Source organism: Geomonas propionica (assembly GCF_016458235.1).
Lineage (GTDB): Bacteria > Desulfobacterota > Desulfuromonadia > Geobacterales > Geobacteraceae > Geomonas > Geomonas propionica.
This window is the reverse complement of the sequence record NZ_JAEMHK010000001.1, coordinates 124,306-139,428: the sequence shown is the minus strand read 5'-3', so window position 1 is coordinate 139,428 and position 15,123 is coordinate 124,306. Positions and strand designations below refer to the sequence as shown.

Sequence of the window (15,123 nt, the reverse complement as noted above, 5' to 3'; positions counted from 1 at the left end):
TTTTAGATCCTGGAGGAGTTTCTACGTGAAGACAGTTGGTGACATAGTATTGGAACTCAAAAGCGAGTTCACTGTGGACGTCTTAGACGAGGATGCCTGCAGGGCTTGGTTCCTACGGAAGCTGCACCTGCATGGCGCACATTGCCCCGAATGTGGCCGCGAAGTGGTGAGCGAGAGAAAGCTTGCTACGTTCTGGGGGCTTGGCAGGGTGAAATGCTCAGATGAATCCTGCAACAAAACCTTTTCCGCCCTCACCGGAACCGTTCTCAGCGGGCTAGGCATCGAGTTCCGCGCACTGTACCTCCTCCTTTTCATGGCTGGATGTGGCGTCAACGTTAATCGCATAGCTCCTCAACTCGGGATATCTGTAAGCGCTGCGTACCTATGGGCGAAGAAGGCAAAACCCATGAGGGGGGGCGTCGATGCCTGAAGTCTCCTCTTTGCCGCAGACCCTTACAGAAATTACCGCAGAAGTCCAATCCCGAGTTCAAGAGGAAAGGGAGCTCCTGCCCTTTCCTGCAGATACCCCTTCGAAAGAAAGCCCAGTGGATCGCGACCTGGTGCGCCAGTGTCTCGCCAACAACGAGCGCGGCGATGGAATCCTCTACAGCAGGATCCACCGGGGAACGTTTGTGTACGTCAAGAAGAGCCAGGAATGGCTGAAGTTTTCAGGCCACTTCTGGGAGCAGGACGTGTACCAGGAATACCTTCGGGCCGTCGAAAAGGTCGCTCTGGCCTACAAGGAAGCCGGCGATGCCTTACAGCCCACCATTGATCAGCATGGGGGCGATCTGCGTGAGCTGAAAGCTCGTGCAAAAGTCGCTGCCAGCTTGGTGGCCGACGCAGAGAAGGCGATTAAGGAGGCCGTCAAGAAGGGGGAAGGGTTTCCCGAGGCTGAGCAGCAGTATGAATCTGCCAAGCTGGCATCTGCCGAGCTCGACAACATGTTAAAGGCAGCAGCTGCTGAGCTCGGTGCGCTGATCACTGAGCAGAAGGCATACCACCGCCGTATCGACCGGCTGCGGGCCATCAACGGTGCTTCAAAGTGTGCCGAGTGGGCCCACATCGTAGAACATCCCCTGGCGATCAGCGGCGATGAGCTGGACCAGCAGCCCTGGTTACTGCCATGTAAGAACGGGATCATCGATCTTCGGACGGGCGAGCTGCGACCGGGCGTCCCTGGTGATTGGCTCACAAAGGCATGCCCGGTGGAGTACCGAGGTTTCGACGAGCCCTGCCCAGAATGGGAAAAGTTTCTTGCATCGATCCAGCCGGATCCCGAGATCCTCAGTTTCTTGCCGACCCTCTTCGGTTACGGGATTACTGGTCACTCTATCGAACAGTTCATTGCCGTGTTCATGGGGCCCGGCCGCAATGGTAAGGGGGTCCTGTTTGAGATCCTGGAGATGATCATTGGGCCGCTGTACTGGACCATCCAGGCAGAACTTCTACTGGAGAGCAAGAACGCACGCTCCAGCGCCGGAGCGTCGCCCGACATCGTCGCCCTAAAGGGGCGCCGAATCTGTGCCGCTTCAGAGACCGATCAAGGGCGCCGCATTAGCTGTGCCCGCGTGAAGGAGCTCACCGGCAGCGACACCCTCAACGCTCGCCTTCTGTACGATAAGCACGACACCAACTTCCGCCCGACGCACAAGCTCTTTCTCCGTACCAACAGCGTCCCCGAAGGGCTCACCAAGGATTTCGCGCTGCGGGAGCGCCTGTTGTATATCACCTTCCCTTACCGGTTCGTGGACGATCCGGAGGCCAAGGCGCAAGAGGACCCACCGAACGCGGAGTTCTACCGCCTCAAGGACCGGGGCCTGAAGGATCGGCTGGTGAAAGAGCTTCCGGGAATTTTGGCCTGGTTGGTGAGGGGGTGCGCGCAGTGGCAGGCAGACGGCAAGCTGAATCCGCCGGAGTCGATCCGTAACGCCGTTGAGGAACTCCGGAACGCGGAGGACTACGTTGGCAGGTTTATTGCCGACTGCTGCGAACAAGCAGGGCCGGAGCAATGGGAGGTCTACAGCCTGCTCTACGGGGCGTTCGTGCGCTGGTACTGCGAGGAAGAGTGCATCGATAAGGACGGCAAGGATGCCAAGTTCATACCCTCGAGCAAAAAGGTTTCTGCGGACCTCAAGAGCAAGGGGTATGAAAGCCCTGACAAGAGGTCTACAGGGGGAACGAAGCGTGTGTACGGCCTCAAGCTGGTGGTGCCTTAGGCTCCGCTGATTCCATCTGACGGGCTGGCCGAGAGGGGGAGAGGGTACAGATTATGCCCATCCGAGAAAAAAGGGAATATGGGCATAATTTAAGGAATACTCCTAACTCAGGTAAATATAAGGGCTATTCCTGATTTATGCCCATTATTCCGAAAGTCTCGCAATCTCGCACGCGTGCGCGGAATCTATGTGCAGCATCCAACTTGAAGCTTGTTTATCTATTCATCCTAAAAAAGTTTTCAACTTATGTGACTTTAGGAATAAAGAGAATAAAACAAAGCATAGAGCAAAATAAAGTAGCAAAAACAGAACGTTAATGCTTATGCCCTTTTTTATTCCCATTATTCCCATCCGTAAAAACTGAGTTTTGGGAATAAGCCATGACCTTTCTTGATCTGGTCCAGGAATACGTTCATCTGCGGAAGTCCGGGAAAAATATGGTGGGCCCCTGTCCCAAGTGTGGAGGCGCTGCGGACAGCGACCGGTTCGTGGTCAATACGGCTAAGGGCTTTGGGCACTGCTACTCCTGTGGCTTCAATGCCGACGTGATCAGGCTGCTTCGAGAAATGGAAAACCTCAGCTGCCCCGAGGCCCACCGCGAAGCGGGGATCCGCTGTGAAACTCCGGAATGCCCTGCATGGTCAAAGTGCTCTAGGGGGGAAGGAAAGGCGAGGCTACGGCGGGATGATCGCTCAACGCCTGCCCCTCCTCGAGAGGTTAAGGGATACACGCCGACCATGGCGGAGGATCCGGACGCAAAGTGGCAAGACCGAGCACAGGAATATGTTGCCCTGTGCCACCAGCGCCTCCTGGGGAACGTGGAGCAGCTAGCATACCTTGCTGGGAGGGGGCTCCCGCAGAATGCCGTCAAAAAGTACCGCCTCGGGTGGATTCCAGAAATGGAGTTCAAAAGCCGGCGGGCTTGGGGGCTGCCGGACAAGTGGCACAACGAGGAGCAGCGCTGGATCAAGACAATGGCATTCCAGCAGGGAATCCTGATCCCCTGGTTCATCGATGGCAGGGTGCACAGGCTGCGGTACCGCAAGGCGAAGGTCACCGGCCCGAAAGACCCACGCTATATGTGGGTCGACGGCAGCGGCACCGACATCCTCTGTCTCAACTCAGAAGCCAGGGCACATTGCGTAGTGGAAAGCGATCTAGACGGGCTGCTGGTTGATTGTGTAGCTGGCGACCTGGTGGGAGCGGTACCGTTGGGCTCCTGCTCGATACACCCGAAGGCATCGGTTTACGAATTGCTCAGCAGGAGCCTGCGCATTTTGGTGGCCATGGATTTTGACGGTGAGGTGCGGGGCGGCAAAGTTCATGCTCCAGGAGCAAAGGCCTCACGATGGTGGGAGGACACCTTCCCCTTCACAGCTCGGCGATGGCCCGTCCCCAAGGGGAAAGACCCGGGGGAGGCGTATGCGGCAGGCGTCAATCTAAGAGCGTGGGTACTTGCAGGGCTGCCGCCGGCGATGACAGTTAGCTTCTGGGGGCAGGAAGAGGGAACAGCTCCTGTGCCAGCCTTCGATAGGGAAAGGCTTCAGGTGCTTCTCAGCAGCACAGTAAAAGGAGTGGTCGTGGCCCGTCCGATCGGCGCCGAAGCGTGGCTGAATCAAAAGCACCCACTGCTGGTAAAAGAGTTGGTGGAGGTCGGTAAGCAGCTAGACGATGCTTATGCTGCAGAGGACGAAGCCGCCCTTTTGGAGACGTTGGAGGTGTGGCGGGCGCGACACCTTGCAGCATGGGAATTGTATAAAAGAGCGGGAGGCGGATGCTGAGCATTCCAAACCTGTGAACATAGCCAATGGGGGGCAGGGTGCCCCTGCTCATTGGCTTAGATGCAATGAGGGAGAGGTCGTATGGTTGGGAGAAGGTTTAGGGTCGGGAGCTTGTTGTCTGCGCGTGAAGCCCGGGAAAAAATATGTCCTATTACCCGGCAAGGTAGTGGTAAGGGGAAGCGCTGCCTGGCAGATGGGTGCCCACTTTGGTGTTCTGACTATTACCGTATTGAGCGGGGGCGCATTCTGGTGGATGTCGGCTGTTGCACATATGGGCGAAGGTGACGAAGTAACGGAACATTTTAGCTGGTATGACTGGGCAATTGGAAAGGTCTGGGCTGGAAACAGCAGTTACAGAAGCAGAGGTTATCACACGCCATTGAAGAAGGAGGGGGAGGTGCCAACGCAGATCTACAGAAAAGAGGACATGCTCAGGGTCTCGGAAATTGCAGCCCATATGAGAGTCTCTCGGCAACACATCTACAACCTTATCGACCAGGGCGACCTAAAGCCGGCATTTCGGTTTGGCGGACGCCGCGGGTTGAGAGTGCCAAGATCGGTGGTCGAAGTCTTTATGCAGGGCTCAGAGTACGATCCTTGCGTGTGAACAAAAAAATAACAAAATTACAAAGGAGAAACAAATGCGAAAACAGGAAACAATCACTATTGGCGGAATGAATTTGACCATCTCGGAAATCAGCGCGGGTCAGGTTTACCGCCTGCTGCAGGGCGAAACGTCCATCATGGACCTTCCCCTTTCCGAGGTGATGAACAAGTTAAAGGGCCTGGTCCCCCTGGTGCTGGGTGTGGACCTCGACCAGCTGCTCACCACAGACATCTATTCCGGCGATCTCGAGGAGTTGTTCAAGGCGTTCAAGCGCACCAATCCAGTTTTTTTCACGACCGCAAAGGCGCTCAAGCTGGACAGCATTGTGGAAAGAATACTCCAGTCGACTCTGACGAACTTCATGGAGGTGTTTGTGGCATCATTGCCTCAAGTCGATCGTGGGAGCATGGATACAGCTTCTTAGCGCCTGACTACGTTTTGCGCCACACAGCCTTGGACCGGTTGAAGGAGTCGGTCCAGGGCTGCTACATCGCACAGCACTCTGCTGGTCGATATTTGAGAAATGGATAGGAGAGTGACATGACCGCCGAAAATACAATTACATTGAGGATTGCAGCCGAAGACGCCTTTTCTGCCACCATGGAAAAGGCCGTACAGGCCTTCGCGCTCCTCGGGAAGGAAGCCTTGGCGGACCTCGCCAATATCCAGGGAGCGTTCCAGACGCTGAACCTAAAGAGCGCCCTGAATATCGAGACCGAGAAGGCAAAAATGCTGGACGCCTTCAACCAGATCAAGACCTCTGGCGTAGCCTCTGCCGATGACATCAAGCGCGCACAGGTCGCCTACCATAAAGAGCTGGATAACCTGGACCAGCAGCTAAAGGTGGTGCGTCACTCTGCTGAAGAAGCCGATGCGGGTCATAAGAAGCTTGGCGGTACATTCGGGAGCCTGAAGGACGTACTTGGCGGCCTCTTCGCGAGTTTTGGGGCCTTGAGCTTCGCGGATCTGGTACGACAGTCGGTTGATGCCTCCATGAAGGTGCAAAGCCTGTCCGCTACGCTTAAAGCCTCAACGGGGTCTGCGGAGGAAGCCGGGTATGCTTTCAAATTCGTAGCAGCGGAGTCCAATCGGTTAAGCCTGGACGTCAAAACATCAGCTGACTCATTCAGCCAGTTGGCGGTAGCCACACGTAACACGTCAATGGAAGGCGAAGCCGCACGGAGAATGTTCACTGGATTCAGTGAAATGTTTGCCGGGTTGAAATTGTCTGCAGACCGCACCAGCGGGGCATGGACACAAATAACCCAAAGCATCAATAAGGGCAAAGTAGAGCTCGAAGACGTAAAGATCATAGCCGAGGCTGGTGTTCCCATATTTGAGATGCTTGCGGAGTCTATGGGGAAAACACGTCCCGAAATAATGCAGATGATCAGTAATGGGGAATTGCTGGCAAATGAGGTGTGGCCCAAGGTCGCGGAGGTCGGCCGGAAAGCTTTTGGCGCAGAAGCAGCCGAAGCGGCGAAAGGGACAGCTGGAGAAATGGCTCGACTGAAAAATGAGGTATTTCTTAACGCTGCTGCATTTGGAAAGGATCTTGGCCCGGCCGTCAATGTGGTTTTGTCAGTATTAGGGGGAATGATCGAGTATGTATCTTACCTGGTAAATCTATACAAGGCTGGGACTAGCGCGGTCTTCGGCTTTGCCTTCGCCTTGGTAGAAGTTGGCAAGGCTATATTGAGCGGGAGCATATTCAGCGCTGAGGGCAGGGCTCGACTATCCGCCAACCTCGCTGGGATTAAACAGACATTCATTGAAACATTGGATGGCTTAGTAGGCTCAAACCAGCACTTCTATAAGACGGATAGGGAACTGGCTGACGAGAAGGCCCGTAACGATGCCCGCCGGCAGAAAGAGTCAGAAGACGCGCTGAATGCTAACAAGAAAGCGCAAGAGGACTATATTAAGACTATCGCGAATGAAGAAACTCGACTTACTGCTAAATACAAGGAAGAGTACGAAGAAAAGAAAAAGATCATTACTACGCATTTTGCGAACCAGCTTAAAACGGTGAAAGAGGGCAGCGTCGAATGGGTCAAATTGAAGCAACAAGAGAAGGTTGAACTTGAGCAACTTGAGCTTGAAAAAATGGCAAGCAGCGCCTTGGTAGCTAATAAGATCAAGGAAACTGCGCTGCAAGTAGCAAATACACAGATGCAAGCTGAAATTGCAATGATTGAAAATAAAATAGCGCAACGACTTATTTCCGAACAGCAAGGGGCAAGCCAGATCCTTGCACTGCAAAAAGCTCAAGCATCTGAAGAATTGAAAGCCGCCGAGCAAAGGGTAAATGCACTGACGGTTGCTGGACTCAAGGGGACCGAGGAGTACAAGAAGGCATTAGCGGCTCAGATAGCGGCACAGAAAGAAAGCAACAAACTCATCGTCCAGGAAAACAAGCTAGCTGAGGAGACAAAGGCTAAAGAGTACGCTAAGACAGCCACCGAATATAAGAATGTTAGGGACAGGGAGTTGCTTGACATTCAAAAATACTGCGCCAACGGAACTGTTTCGGTAAAAGAGGCCGCCGTTTTGCGGCTGGCAGCCGAAACGGATTACCTCGAAAAGGTTAAAACGATTCGAGCCCAGCAACTCGCGGATATCAACCCGCAAACGCAGGCTCTGGAATACCAAAAGGCCCTGGCTACTAAAACTGAGGCTGACCGGCAGTACGAGACGAGCTACAACCAGTTGCTTATCGCCCGCGGAAATCTAGTCAAAGAGAACGAGGCAGCAATAACCGACTTACACCGGGCGGAGCTTGAAAAACGCAATAAGGCGGACCATGAGTCTCTCCAGCAGCAGCGAGCCTATGCCGCCAGCTGGTTCGCTCTGTGGGACAACGCCTACAACAACGGAGCCGCCTCGCTGAAGCAGTTGTCCAACGCGGCCTACAACGCGTTTGCCGGGATGAACAAGCTACCCCTGGTTCTCGAAGATTCGATCAAGTCGGTTGCGGCTGCCGCCAAGCAAGCAGAGAAAGAAGCCTTCGAGATGGGCAAGGCTGCCGAACAGGCCGGTATGCTATCCGGTGCGGTCTGGGGCCCGACTATCAAGAACCTGCAGATGATTTCGGTGAACGCCAAGCAGGTTGAGGCGGATTTCCTGAAACAGAAGGTTTCTGCAATGACACTAGGCGAAGCTATGGAAAAACTGACCGGCGCAACGCCGGGGACGATAAGGGCGGCTGAAGAGGCCATTCGTAATTTCAAGCTTCTGGACAATGCCACCTTGGATAAAGTCAAGGGGCAGATCGAGCGCTTGAAGGGTATCGTGGAGTCATTCCGCGACGCCATCAAATACACCGTCGCGAGCCTGCAGGGCGAACTCGATGACCTCACCCTGTCGAAGTCCGCCCTGGAAACAAAGCACTACGAGCAGCAGATCCAGGACCTGAACCAGAAGCTGCGTCAGGCCGTCGAGTTGAACGATCAGCAGTCCGCCGACTCCCTCAATAAAGCCATAGCGAACGCGAAGACGATCCACGAAATCAAGATGAAGAACCTGGCGGAAGAGGCGGCTGCAGCTAAGAACACCGACTCCGCCACTACCGATTCCGGAGCCGGCAGAAAGGTCGGCTTCAACCGCGGGGGGCGCTTCCCTGGGAATTCCCTCTACGACACCCTGCAGGTGTGGGCGAGACCGGGAGAATGGTTTGTGCAAAATGAGGCGGCGGATTTCTGGGGCGATAGCTTCATGGCCGCGGTCAATGAGCCGTGGACGCAGGCCGGGCAGGAAATTCAGCAGCGGTTGGCGGGGTTTAATGCTCCTGTCATGCCCGACATCCCCATGCCTGGGGTTGCCTTTTCCACCGGAGGCAGGGTGTCCGTGCCCGAGCCCGCCGAGAAGTCGACGACGCGGATTGAGCTGGTGGCCCCCTCCGGCCAAGTGGCCGCCGGAGAGTTCTCGAAGCGGGACGCGCGAGCCATGCTGGACATCCTGCAGGAAGTTGGCCTGAGGACAACATGAACCTCCTGACCAGCAAAGGCTTTATGGTAGATAGATGTGGAGGGTGGCGTTCTGCGCTGAGGATAGCGCTTGTCGTTACGCGGGCGAACCCGAACGCGGAGAGAAGGTGGCAGCCACCTCGTAGCGGCAGATTCTAGCTCTGATATGATACCATTCTGTGTTTGGGAGGGGCTTTTAAAGCCCCTGCCTTTGCTTGGAGGTGGATATGGGGAATCTGGACAACGGTGAGGTTCTCACGAAGATATTGGCCAAACTTGAAGATCTTGACCGTAAAGTAACCGCTTTAACTGCGGAGGTGAATTACAGTACGAAGACGCCATTGCTGCTGCGGGATGCTGCGGAGATTTGCCACGTAGAACTGAACTGGCTCCGTGAGCGGGTAGCGTGGAAGAATATCCCGGCGTACCGCAGCGGACCTGCCGCACCGTGGCGAGTTTTCCCGAAAGACATAACCGCTTTCGTAATGGCCGAGACCAATATTAAAAAGCCTAGACGCAAGTCTTTGCTGCGCATACTTCGGGAGGACAATGATTAAATGACTTAGCGTGCGGTCCTTTTCTTTTGCGGCTGCTTTCTGCGCTGCAACCTGGGCCGCTCGTCTCTAGTCGCGCCATGGCCTTGCGCTCTTGCGGGGTAGTCGTGGCGACAAGATATTCCTCATCGTCTGCGAGGTCTTCGCCGCGCCTTGCGCTTGCCAATTCCTCACGAACAACGCGGCGTACCACAACTTCGATAGCCTTCAAATCTTCTGTTGAGAGCATAGTCCCTCGCTTTTATCTGCTACTAGACCCCTTTTGCTGCCGCCTTTGTTGCACGCTTGGCTCGCTGGCGTTCGCGCAGTTTTGCCCGTTGGATTTTTGCCACCTGGTCGAAGTCAAGAGTGACGTCGTAAGCCGCAAACTCTTGGCGCCGCTGCCCGGAGACAACCTCTCGGGCGATCTCACGCGCTAAAGCGTTGCGCTCTTCGCTGATGATTTGGCGGATCCTCTCGAGGTCCTCTGCACAGAGTGCCATACCCTTCCTCCTTCCGCCCACGAAAGACTTTCTCCCCATGATAGACGAGCCCACCATAGTTGCAAAGCGGTACAGGCGGGCAGTTGCGGTACCTCTCCCGACTGGTCGCTCCGCCAATAAAAGAACGGCCTTTTTCGTGTGCCCCTATGGGGCGGATAACTCTTGGATTTACGGAGCAAAAAGTGGCCTTTCCGGGAGGGGTAAATTGTGTGTAATACTGCAATCTATATGAAATACGTATTTACGCCTTGCCAAAACAGTGCTGTTTTCGTGTTCGTTCCCAGGTGCCGTTTCCGGTTTCGTTTATCGGTGTAGTTCCGATTGGTGTCCCCTGCATGGCGGTATTTTGTCTGCCACGTTTGGCATTCCTCCTCAAATACCCACTAGGAGGTCCAAAATGGCACTCACGAATCTCACAACGACAAGCCCCACCCCTGCCTACAGCCACCCCCCCAAAGGGAAGGAGGCGGGCACAAGGGAGCCGAGCGTAGCGCCCCAGGATGCCCGCTGCAGAGTCTGCAATACCCCCCTCACAACAGAAGCATCCATTGCTGCCGGGATCGGGCCGGTCTGCGCTAAGAAGTTGAAGACGATCCTGGAGGAGCCCCTGCCTCAGCGAAAAGGGAGGGCGGTTCCGGTAGACCCGAACCAGCTTGGCCTGTTCGGTGCCACGCAACCGGGCCTCAGCGACCTCCTGCAGGAGCACACTGAAGGCGCCATCGAGCCCACATCCGGACCTGGGGAGGAGCAGTGCCTGGGCGATTCCCGTGCTACGCCGAAGTGCACCATGAAAGTACAGGTGACAATCACCTGGCCGAACCAGCAGCCCTCCCTGGTCATTGTGATCTCCCTAGAGGGAGGTGCCCCATGCTGAGGCTGCTAAACGAGAAAGAGGTCGCCGAGCAGATAGGGGTGTCCGTCCACTGGTTGAGGAGGAAGAGAGTTACCGGCGGGGGGATCCCCTTCATCAAGCTCTCGGATGGTAAGGGCGCTGTGCGGTATGAACAGGGAGCGGTTGAGGAGTTTATGCAGGTGAGGGTGCGGCGGTCGACGAGCGGGTAATCTCCCTGAGGGGGTAACGATTGCGTTTTATGCACCTTCATGATAGAAGCGTCTTAGCAAAATGTCAGCAAGGTTATGGCCTTGGCCTATGGAAACGTCCGCTACTTAAGGAGGGCCCCAGTGAAGGCAGCTATCCTCAAACGCCTCATCAAAAATGATCATCAGCCGCTACTGTTCGTGGGGTCAGGCCTCTCGATCCGCTATATCGGCCTAGAAAACTGGGAAGGCCTTCTCAGGAGGTTTGCCAACCAAGCCACCGACAACGCACTCGCCTATGAGATGTATGTTCAGGCAGCTAAAAGCATGGAGTGCAAGGAAGGCTTGTTCCCAAAAGTCGCAGAACTTATTGAACACGACTTCAATAAAAAGTGGTTCACATCTGCCGAATATGAGGCTAACCGCAAGCTTCATGCGGACTTGGTGAAAGAAGGGATATCCCCCTTTAAAATAGAAATTGCGAGTTCTATGAAAGAAAAGTCACAAAACCCTCTTGCAGCGTATGCAACCGAGATAGAACTTTTCAAAAAGCTCGAAAAACGCAGTATCAGCGGTGTTGTCACGACTAACTATGACTCCTTTATTGAGGACTGCTTCCCAAGTTACACCCCATACATTGGCCAGGAAGAACTATTTTTCTCACCTCTGCATGGAATATCTGAAATTTACAAAATCCACGGATGCTGTACGAAGCCTGGTACCATCGTGATCAACGAGACGGACTATGTAGATTTCTCGGACACTAATGCGTATCTTGCTGCCAAACTTCTCACATTCTTCATCGAGCACCCTATCATTTTCCTGGGCTACTCAATCAGCGATACGAATATCGAAAGGATCTTGAAGTCCATCGTGAGATGCTTGTCGAAGGAAAACTTGGAGAAGATAAAGGAACGTCTCTTCTTTATTGTGAGGGCAAAGGGCGAGGAGGCAGAAGAAATCTCGACGTACACGAAGGCTTTTGAGGGTGGCAAGTCGATCGACATGACGAAGATCCGGTTGAAGACATACGAGCCGTTGTACCAGGCTATGCTGGAGAACCAAGCTAAATACAACGCACCGGTGCTCCGCCGTTTAAAGCAGGATATCTATGAGTTGGTGCTGACAAACAAGCCTAGCGGTAAGATCCGGACTGTAAACCTTGAGGATGAAAAATTAGAGGATGTCGAGATTGTGGTAGGGGTAGGGGTTTTGGCTGAATTCGGCAAAACTGGTTACGGCGGGCTCACTGCCGAAGAAATATATAAGGACGTCGTATTTAATGATAGGGACTTCAATGCTGTCGATGTCGTCAACCTCGCACTCCCGACTTTGCTAGCTCACAATAGTAACAATTTGCCAGTACATAAGTACCTGAATGGATACCAAGGCCAGGTGCCTGAACGGGTAGGGCAAGCAAAGAAAAACAAGTTTGACGATCTTCTCTCTAGCACGGCTATCAAAAATAGGGCAAAGAGTAAGTTCAGAGACGAGACCATCGGCTCTCTCAGGAAAAATCACCCTGCGTGGAAGTGTCTGCAAGAACTACCCAACTTGAAACAAGAGAACATCGACGCCGACGAGCTGGGCGACTTCCTGCGCCAAACTTTAAAGGATCATCCGCAGTCACTGTCGAAGGGAGATACAGGGTTCAAGACGGGGTTAAAAAGAGCGATTAGGATCTATGACTGGTTAAAGTACCATTAAAACAAAAGAGCTCCAGCTGCAGCAAGCAGTAACTGCTCACCTCGCTGGAACCCTTTTAACTTCGCTCCATACAGACACACATGTCGCCCTGCAAGCAGCAACTGCTCACCCCGAACACGACATGGCGCCCTCCTGTGCGTACATCTTACCTAAGGAATAGGTTGATTACAAGGGAATTGTAAAGTTGTTTACAAGATTACTATCATGTGCGGTAGGTCGTATTTGTCCAAAATAAACCTGCTCTGCTCCTCCCCATATCCTACCCACCAAGTAAAAGCCAGTATAATTATCAATACAATCAAACAGTTAGGCAGAAACTCCTCTTTCCTGCAAAAAGGGCCTATGGTCGTCGAATAGCAGGGAAGGGGCGCAGCACCCACCTGTTTTCTTCAACCACGAACACCGGCACCTCCCTCCGTCCGCAGGTGGGAGGTGCTATTGCGGTCGTGCCCGCCGGGAGACTCCACGCGCCGGTCATGGCGTCGTCGGCAAAATCCTCGCCGAGATAAAGGCCGTCTTCGGTATTGAAAAGATAGACTTTCATGTTGACCTCCCCCCCTGTTTTCCTGATTTCACCATAGCGCGTTGACCATAAAGGCAGGATCAAAATGGAGCCCGAAGAGGTCACGAAGTTATCAAGATGGCAAAACCGCCATCTTGATACTTTCTTGATAAGGGTGCCCGCATCTTGATACGCCCTTGATGCGGTAAGGGATAGCATGGTCCCAGAGCCGGAAAGCAGCACAACGGCAAGGGAGGAAACACCATGGGACAGGAACAGCCCGCGGCAAGGCAAAACCTGGTCAGACGCCTGGCGACGGCGGTCTTCGGAGCCCCGAAATATCTGAAGGATCCCGGTCTTTTCCACAAGATGTCCCTGATACCGGTGCTCGCGTGGGTCGGCTTGGGCGCGGACGGGCTCTCCTCGTCCTCCTATGGCCCCGAAGAGGCCTTTCGCGCGCTGGGCAGCCACACCTACCTCGCCATCACGCTCGGCGCCTTCACGGCGCTCACCGTCTTCATCATCTCCTACGCCTACTCTCGCATCATCGAGCACTTCCCGCACGGCGGCGGCGGGTACATCGTGGCGACGCACATGCTGGGCGAAAACGCCGGCGTAGTATCCGGCAGCGCTCTCCTGGTGGATTACGTCCTGACCATCACCGTATCCATCGCCTCCTGCGTCGATGCGCTGTTCAGCTACATCCCCAAGCCGTACCACGCTTACAAGGTCGAGGTGGCCTGCCTCCTTGCCGTGCTGCTGATTGTCCTCAACATCAGGGGAGTGAAGGAATCCATCGCCGTGATGGCTCCCATTTTCATGGTGTTCGTTGGGACGCATGTGCTCCTTTTGCTGGACGGCATCTTCACCCATACCGACCGCTTCGTGCCGCTGGCCGCCGACTTCCACGCGGGGCTTTCCCACGACCTGTCGAGCATCGGGGCCTTCGGCATCATGATGCTCTTCTTACGCGCCTATTCCCTGGGGGGCGGCACCTACACGGGGATCGAGGCGGTCTCCAACGGCCTGCAGATCATGCGCGAGCCACGGGTGCAGACCGGCAAAAGGACCATGATGTACATGGCCGGCTCCCTGGCCTTTACCGCGGGGCTGCTCTTTCTTTGCTACACCCTGATCGGTATCAGGCCGGTGGAGGGGAAAACGCTCAACTCGGTGCTGGCGGACGCGCTCTTTGCCGACTGGCCGCTGGGCGGAACCCTCGCCTTCATCACGATCTTTTCGGAAGGGGCCCTGCTGCTGGTCGCAGCCCAGACCGGCTTCGTCGACGGCCCGCGGGTGATGTCCAACATGGCGGTCGATTCCTGGCTGCCGCACCGCTTCGCGGCTCTTTCGGTGCGTCTCACCATGCGTAACGGTATCGTTCTCATGGGCGTGGCTTCGATCCTGCTGCTCATCTACACCGGCGGCAGCGTCTCGGCCTTGGTGGTCATGTACTCTATCAACGTCTTTCTCACCTTCTCGCTGTCACAGCTCGGTATGTCGCGCTTCTACATCAAGCGGCGCCAGGAGGACCCGCAGTGGCTGCGCCACCTCTCGGTACACCTGGTGGGACTCGTCCTCTGCGCTACCATCCTCGCGGTGACCACGGTAGAGAAGTTCACCGAAGGAGGATGGCTTACGCTACTGATCACGTCGGTGGTGATCGGCATCTGCTACCTGATCAGGGGGCACTATCAGTCGGTACGCAAGGGGATGGAGCAACTGGACGAGGCGCTGCTCGATTTCCCGACTACTGGCCCGGTCAACGAAGCGGCCCCTGCGCGTAACGAACCCACCGCGATACAGCTCGTCTCTGCGTATTCTGGTTTCGGGGTGCACACGCTGCTGTCAATCCTCACCACCTTTCCCAAGACCTACAAGAACGTGATCTTCGTCTCGGTCGCGGTCATCGACTCGGGCTCCTTCAAGGGGGCGGAGGAACTGGAGGCGCTGGAGAGGTCGGTGCAGCAGGGGCTGGTGAAGTACGTGACGCTGGCACGAAGGCTCGGCTTTGCCGCCGACTACCGGCTGGCGGTGGCAACCGACGTGGTGGAGAGCGTGGTCGCGATCTGCAGGGAGCTCGGCGAGGAATACCCACGCTGCACCGTATTCACCGGGCAGCTGACCTTCCGGCTGGAAAAGTTTTACCACCGGATGCTGCACAACGAGACCGCCTTCGCCATCCAGCGCCGCCTGCAGTGGGACGGCCTCACCACGGTGATCCTGCCGATACGGGTGAGCATCTGAGGCCGGGCATGGTAACGGTTC

Annotated in this window: 13 protein-coding genes; 11 read left to right on the top strand and 2 right to left on the bottom strand. The window is 55.1% G+C overall.

All coding sequences use genetic code 11. The features are described 5' to 3' along the window. The first annotated feature begins 25 nt into the window (after positions 1-25). The 7 genes from JFN90_RS00635 (at position 26) to JFN90_RS00605 (ending at position 9,129) form a co-directional block, all read left to right on the top strand. On the top strand, positions 26-430 hold the full coding sequence (locus tag JFN90_RS00635; RefSeq protein WP_199393170.1) for an IS1 family transposase: 405 nt from the start codon (positions 26-28) through the stop codon (positions 428-430). Beyond that, positions 423-2,219, top strand: a complete 1,797-nt coding sequence (locus tag JFN90_RS00630; RefSeq protein ID WP_199393169.1) for a phage/plasmid primase, P4 family — start codon at positions 423-425, stop codon at positions 2,217-2,219. Before JFN90_RS00635 ends, JFN90_RS00630 begins: the two co-directional genes overlap by 8 nt. A gap of 380 nt (positions 2,220-2,599) precedes the next feature. Continuing rightward, complete coding sequence (locus tag JFN90_RS00625) at positions 2,600-4,000, top strand: CHC2 zinc finger domain-containing protein (RefSeq protein ID WP_199393168.1); 1,401 nt, start codon at positions 2,600-2,602, stop codon at positions 3,998-4,000. Between the two features lie 124 nt (positions 4,001-4,124). Next, positions 4,125-4,607, top strand: a complete 483-nt coding sequence (locus JFN90_RS22470) for a helix-turn-helix domain-containing protein (RefSeq protein ID WP_199393167.1) — start codon at positions 4,125-4,127, stop codon at positions 4,605-4,607. Between the two features lie 34 nt (positions 4,608-4,641). Next, on the top strand, positions 4,642-5,031 hold the full coding sequence (locus JFN90_RS00615; RefSeq protein WP_199393166.1) for a hypothetical protein: 390 nt from the start codon (positions 4,642-4,644) through the stop codon (positions 5,029-5,031). 116 nt (positions 5,032-5,147) lie between these two features. Next, a complete protein-coding gene (locus tag JFN90_RS00610) occupies positions 5,148-8,594 on the top strand; it encodes a tape measure protein (protein WP_199393165.1) in 3,447 nt (1,148 codons plus the stop codon). A gap of 205 nt (positions 8,595-8,799) precedes the next feature. Beyond that, a complete protein-coding gene (locus JFN90_RS00605) occupies positions 8,800-9,129 on the top strand; it encodes a hypothetical protein (RefSeq protein ID WP_199393164.1) in 330 nt (109 codons plus the stop codon). 248 nt (positions 9,130-9,377) lie between these two features. Here the strand turns inward: JFN90_RS00605 and JFN90_RS00600 are convergent, their stop codons facing one another. Beyond that, positions 9,378-9,608 (bottom strand): hypothetical protein, encoded by a 231-nt coding sequence (locus JFN90_RS00600; protein WP_199393163.1) that lies wholly within the window; start codon positions 9,606-9,608, stop codon positions 9,378-9,380. A gap of 397 nt (positions 9,609-10,005) precedes the next feature. Between JFN90_RS00600 and JFN90_RS00595 the strand changes: the two genes are divergently transcribed. The 3 genes from JFN90_RS00595 (at position 10,006) to JFN90_RS00585 (ending at position 12,353) form a co-directional block, all read left to right on the top strand. Further along, the gene (locus tag JFN90_RS00595) at positions 10,006-10,482 is read left to right on the top strand and encodes a DUF6011 domain-containing protein (RefSeq protein WP_199393162.1); all 477 of its coding nucleotides are present in this window, start codon (positions 10,006-10,008) and stop codon (positions 10,480-10,482) included. Then, positions 10,476-10,670 carry a helix-turn-helix transcriptional regulator gene (locus JFN90_RS00590; RefSeq protein WP_199393161.1) on the top strand — a complete coding sequence of 65 codons (195 nt, stop codon included), beginning with the start codon at positions 10,476-10,478 and terminating at the stop codon, positions 10,668-10,670. Before JFN90_RS00595 ends, JFN90_RS00590 begins: the two co-directional genes overlap by 7 nt. A 120-nt stretch (positions 10,671-10,790) precedes the next feature. Further along, on the top strand, positions 10,791-12,353 hold the full coding sequence (locus tag JFN90_RS00585) for an SIR2 family protein (RefSeq protein WP_199393160.1): 1,563 nt from the start codon (positions 10,791-10,793) through the stop codon (positions 12,351-12,353). Positions 12,354-12,693: 340 nt separating this feature from the next. Here the strand turns inward: JFN90_RS00585 and JFN90_RS00580 are convergent, their stop codons facing one another. After that, positions 12,694-12,897, bottom strand: coding sequence for a hypothetical protein (locus JFN90_RS00580; RefSeq protein ID WP_199393159.1), 204 nt, complete (start codon positions 12,895-12,897; stop codon positions 12,694-12,696). A 222-nt stretch (positions 12,898-13,119) separates the two neighbouring features. On the opposite strand from JFN90_RS00580, the gene JFN90_RS00575 reads away from it, so the two are divergent. Beyond that, positions 13,120-15,102, top strand: a complete 1,983-nt coding sequence (locus tag JFN90_RS00575; RefSeq protein WP_199393158.1) for an APC family permease — start codon at positions 13,120-13,122, stop codon at positions 15,100-15,102. Positions 15,103-15,123 lie beyond the last annotated feature (21 nt).

What these genes read in the sequence shown, in the direction of transcription:
- JFN90_RS00630 (WP_199393169.1), top strand. Translation starts at nt 423, where the DNA reads ATGCCTGAAGTCTCCTCTTTGCCGCAGACCCTTACAGAAATTACCGCA.
- JFN90_RS00625 (WP_199393168.1), top strand. Translation starts at nt 2,600, where the DNA reads ATGACCTTTCTTGATCTGGTCCAGGAATACGTTCATCTGCGGAAGTCC.
- JFN90_RS00615 (WP_199393166.1), top strand. Translation starts at nt 4,642, where the DNA reads ATGCGAAAACAGGAAACAATCACTATTGGCGGAATGAATTTGACCATC.
- JFN90_RS00610 (WP_199393165.1), top strand. Translation starts at nt 5,148, where the DNA reads ATGACCGCCGAAAATACAATTACATTGAGGATTGCAGCCGAAGACGCC.
- JFN90_RS00605 (WP_199393164.1), top strand. Translation starts at nt 8,800, where the DNA reads ATGGGGAATCTGGACAACGGTGAGGTTCTCACGAAGATATTGGCCAAA.
- JFN90_RS00600 (WP_199393163.1), bottom strand. Translation starts at nt 9,608, where the DNA reads ATGGCACTCTGTGCAGAGGACCTCGAGAGGATCCGCCAAATCATCAGC.
- JFN90_RS00595 (WP_199393162.1), top strand. Translation starts at nt 10,006, where the DNA reads ATGGCACTCACGAATCTCACAACGACAAGCCCCACCCCTGCCTACAGC.
- JFN90_RS00590 (WP_199393161.1), top strand. Translation starts at nt 10,476, where the DNA reads ATGCTGAGGCTGCTAAACGAGAAAGAGGTCGCCGAGCAGATAGGGGTG.
- JFN90_RS00580 (WP_199393159.1), bottom strand. Translation starts at nt 12,897, where the DNA reads ATGAAAGTCTATCTTTTCAATACCGAAGACGGCCTTTATCTCGGCGAG.
- JFN90_RS00575 (WP_199393158.1), top strand. Translation starts at nt 13,120, where the DNA reads ATGGGACAGGAACAGCCCGCGGCAAGGCAAAACCTGGTCAGACGCCTG.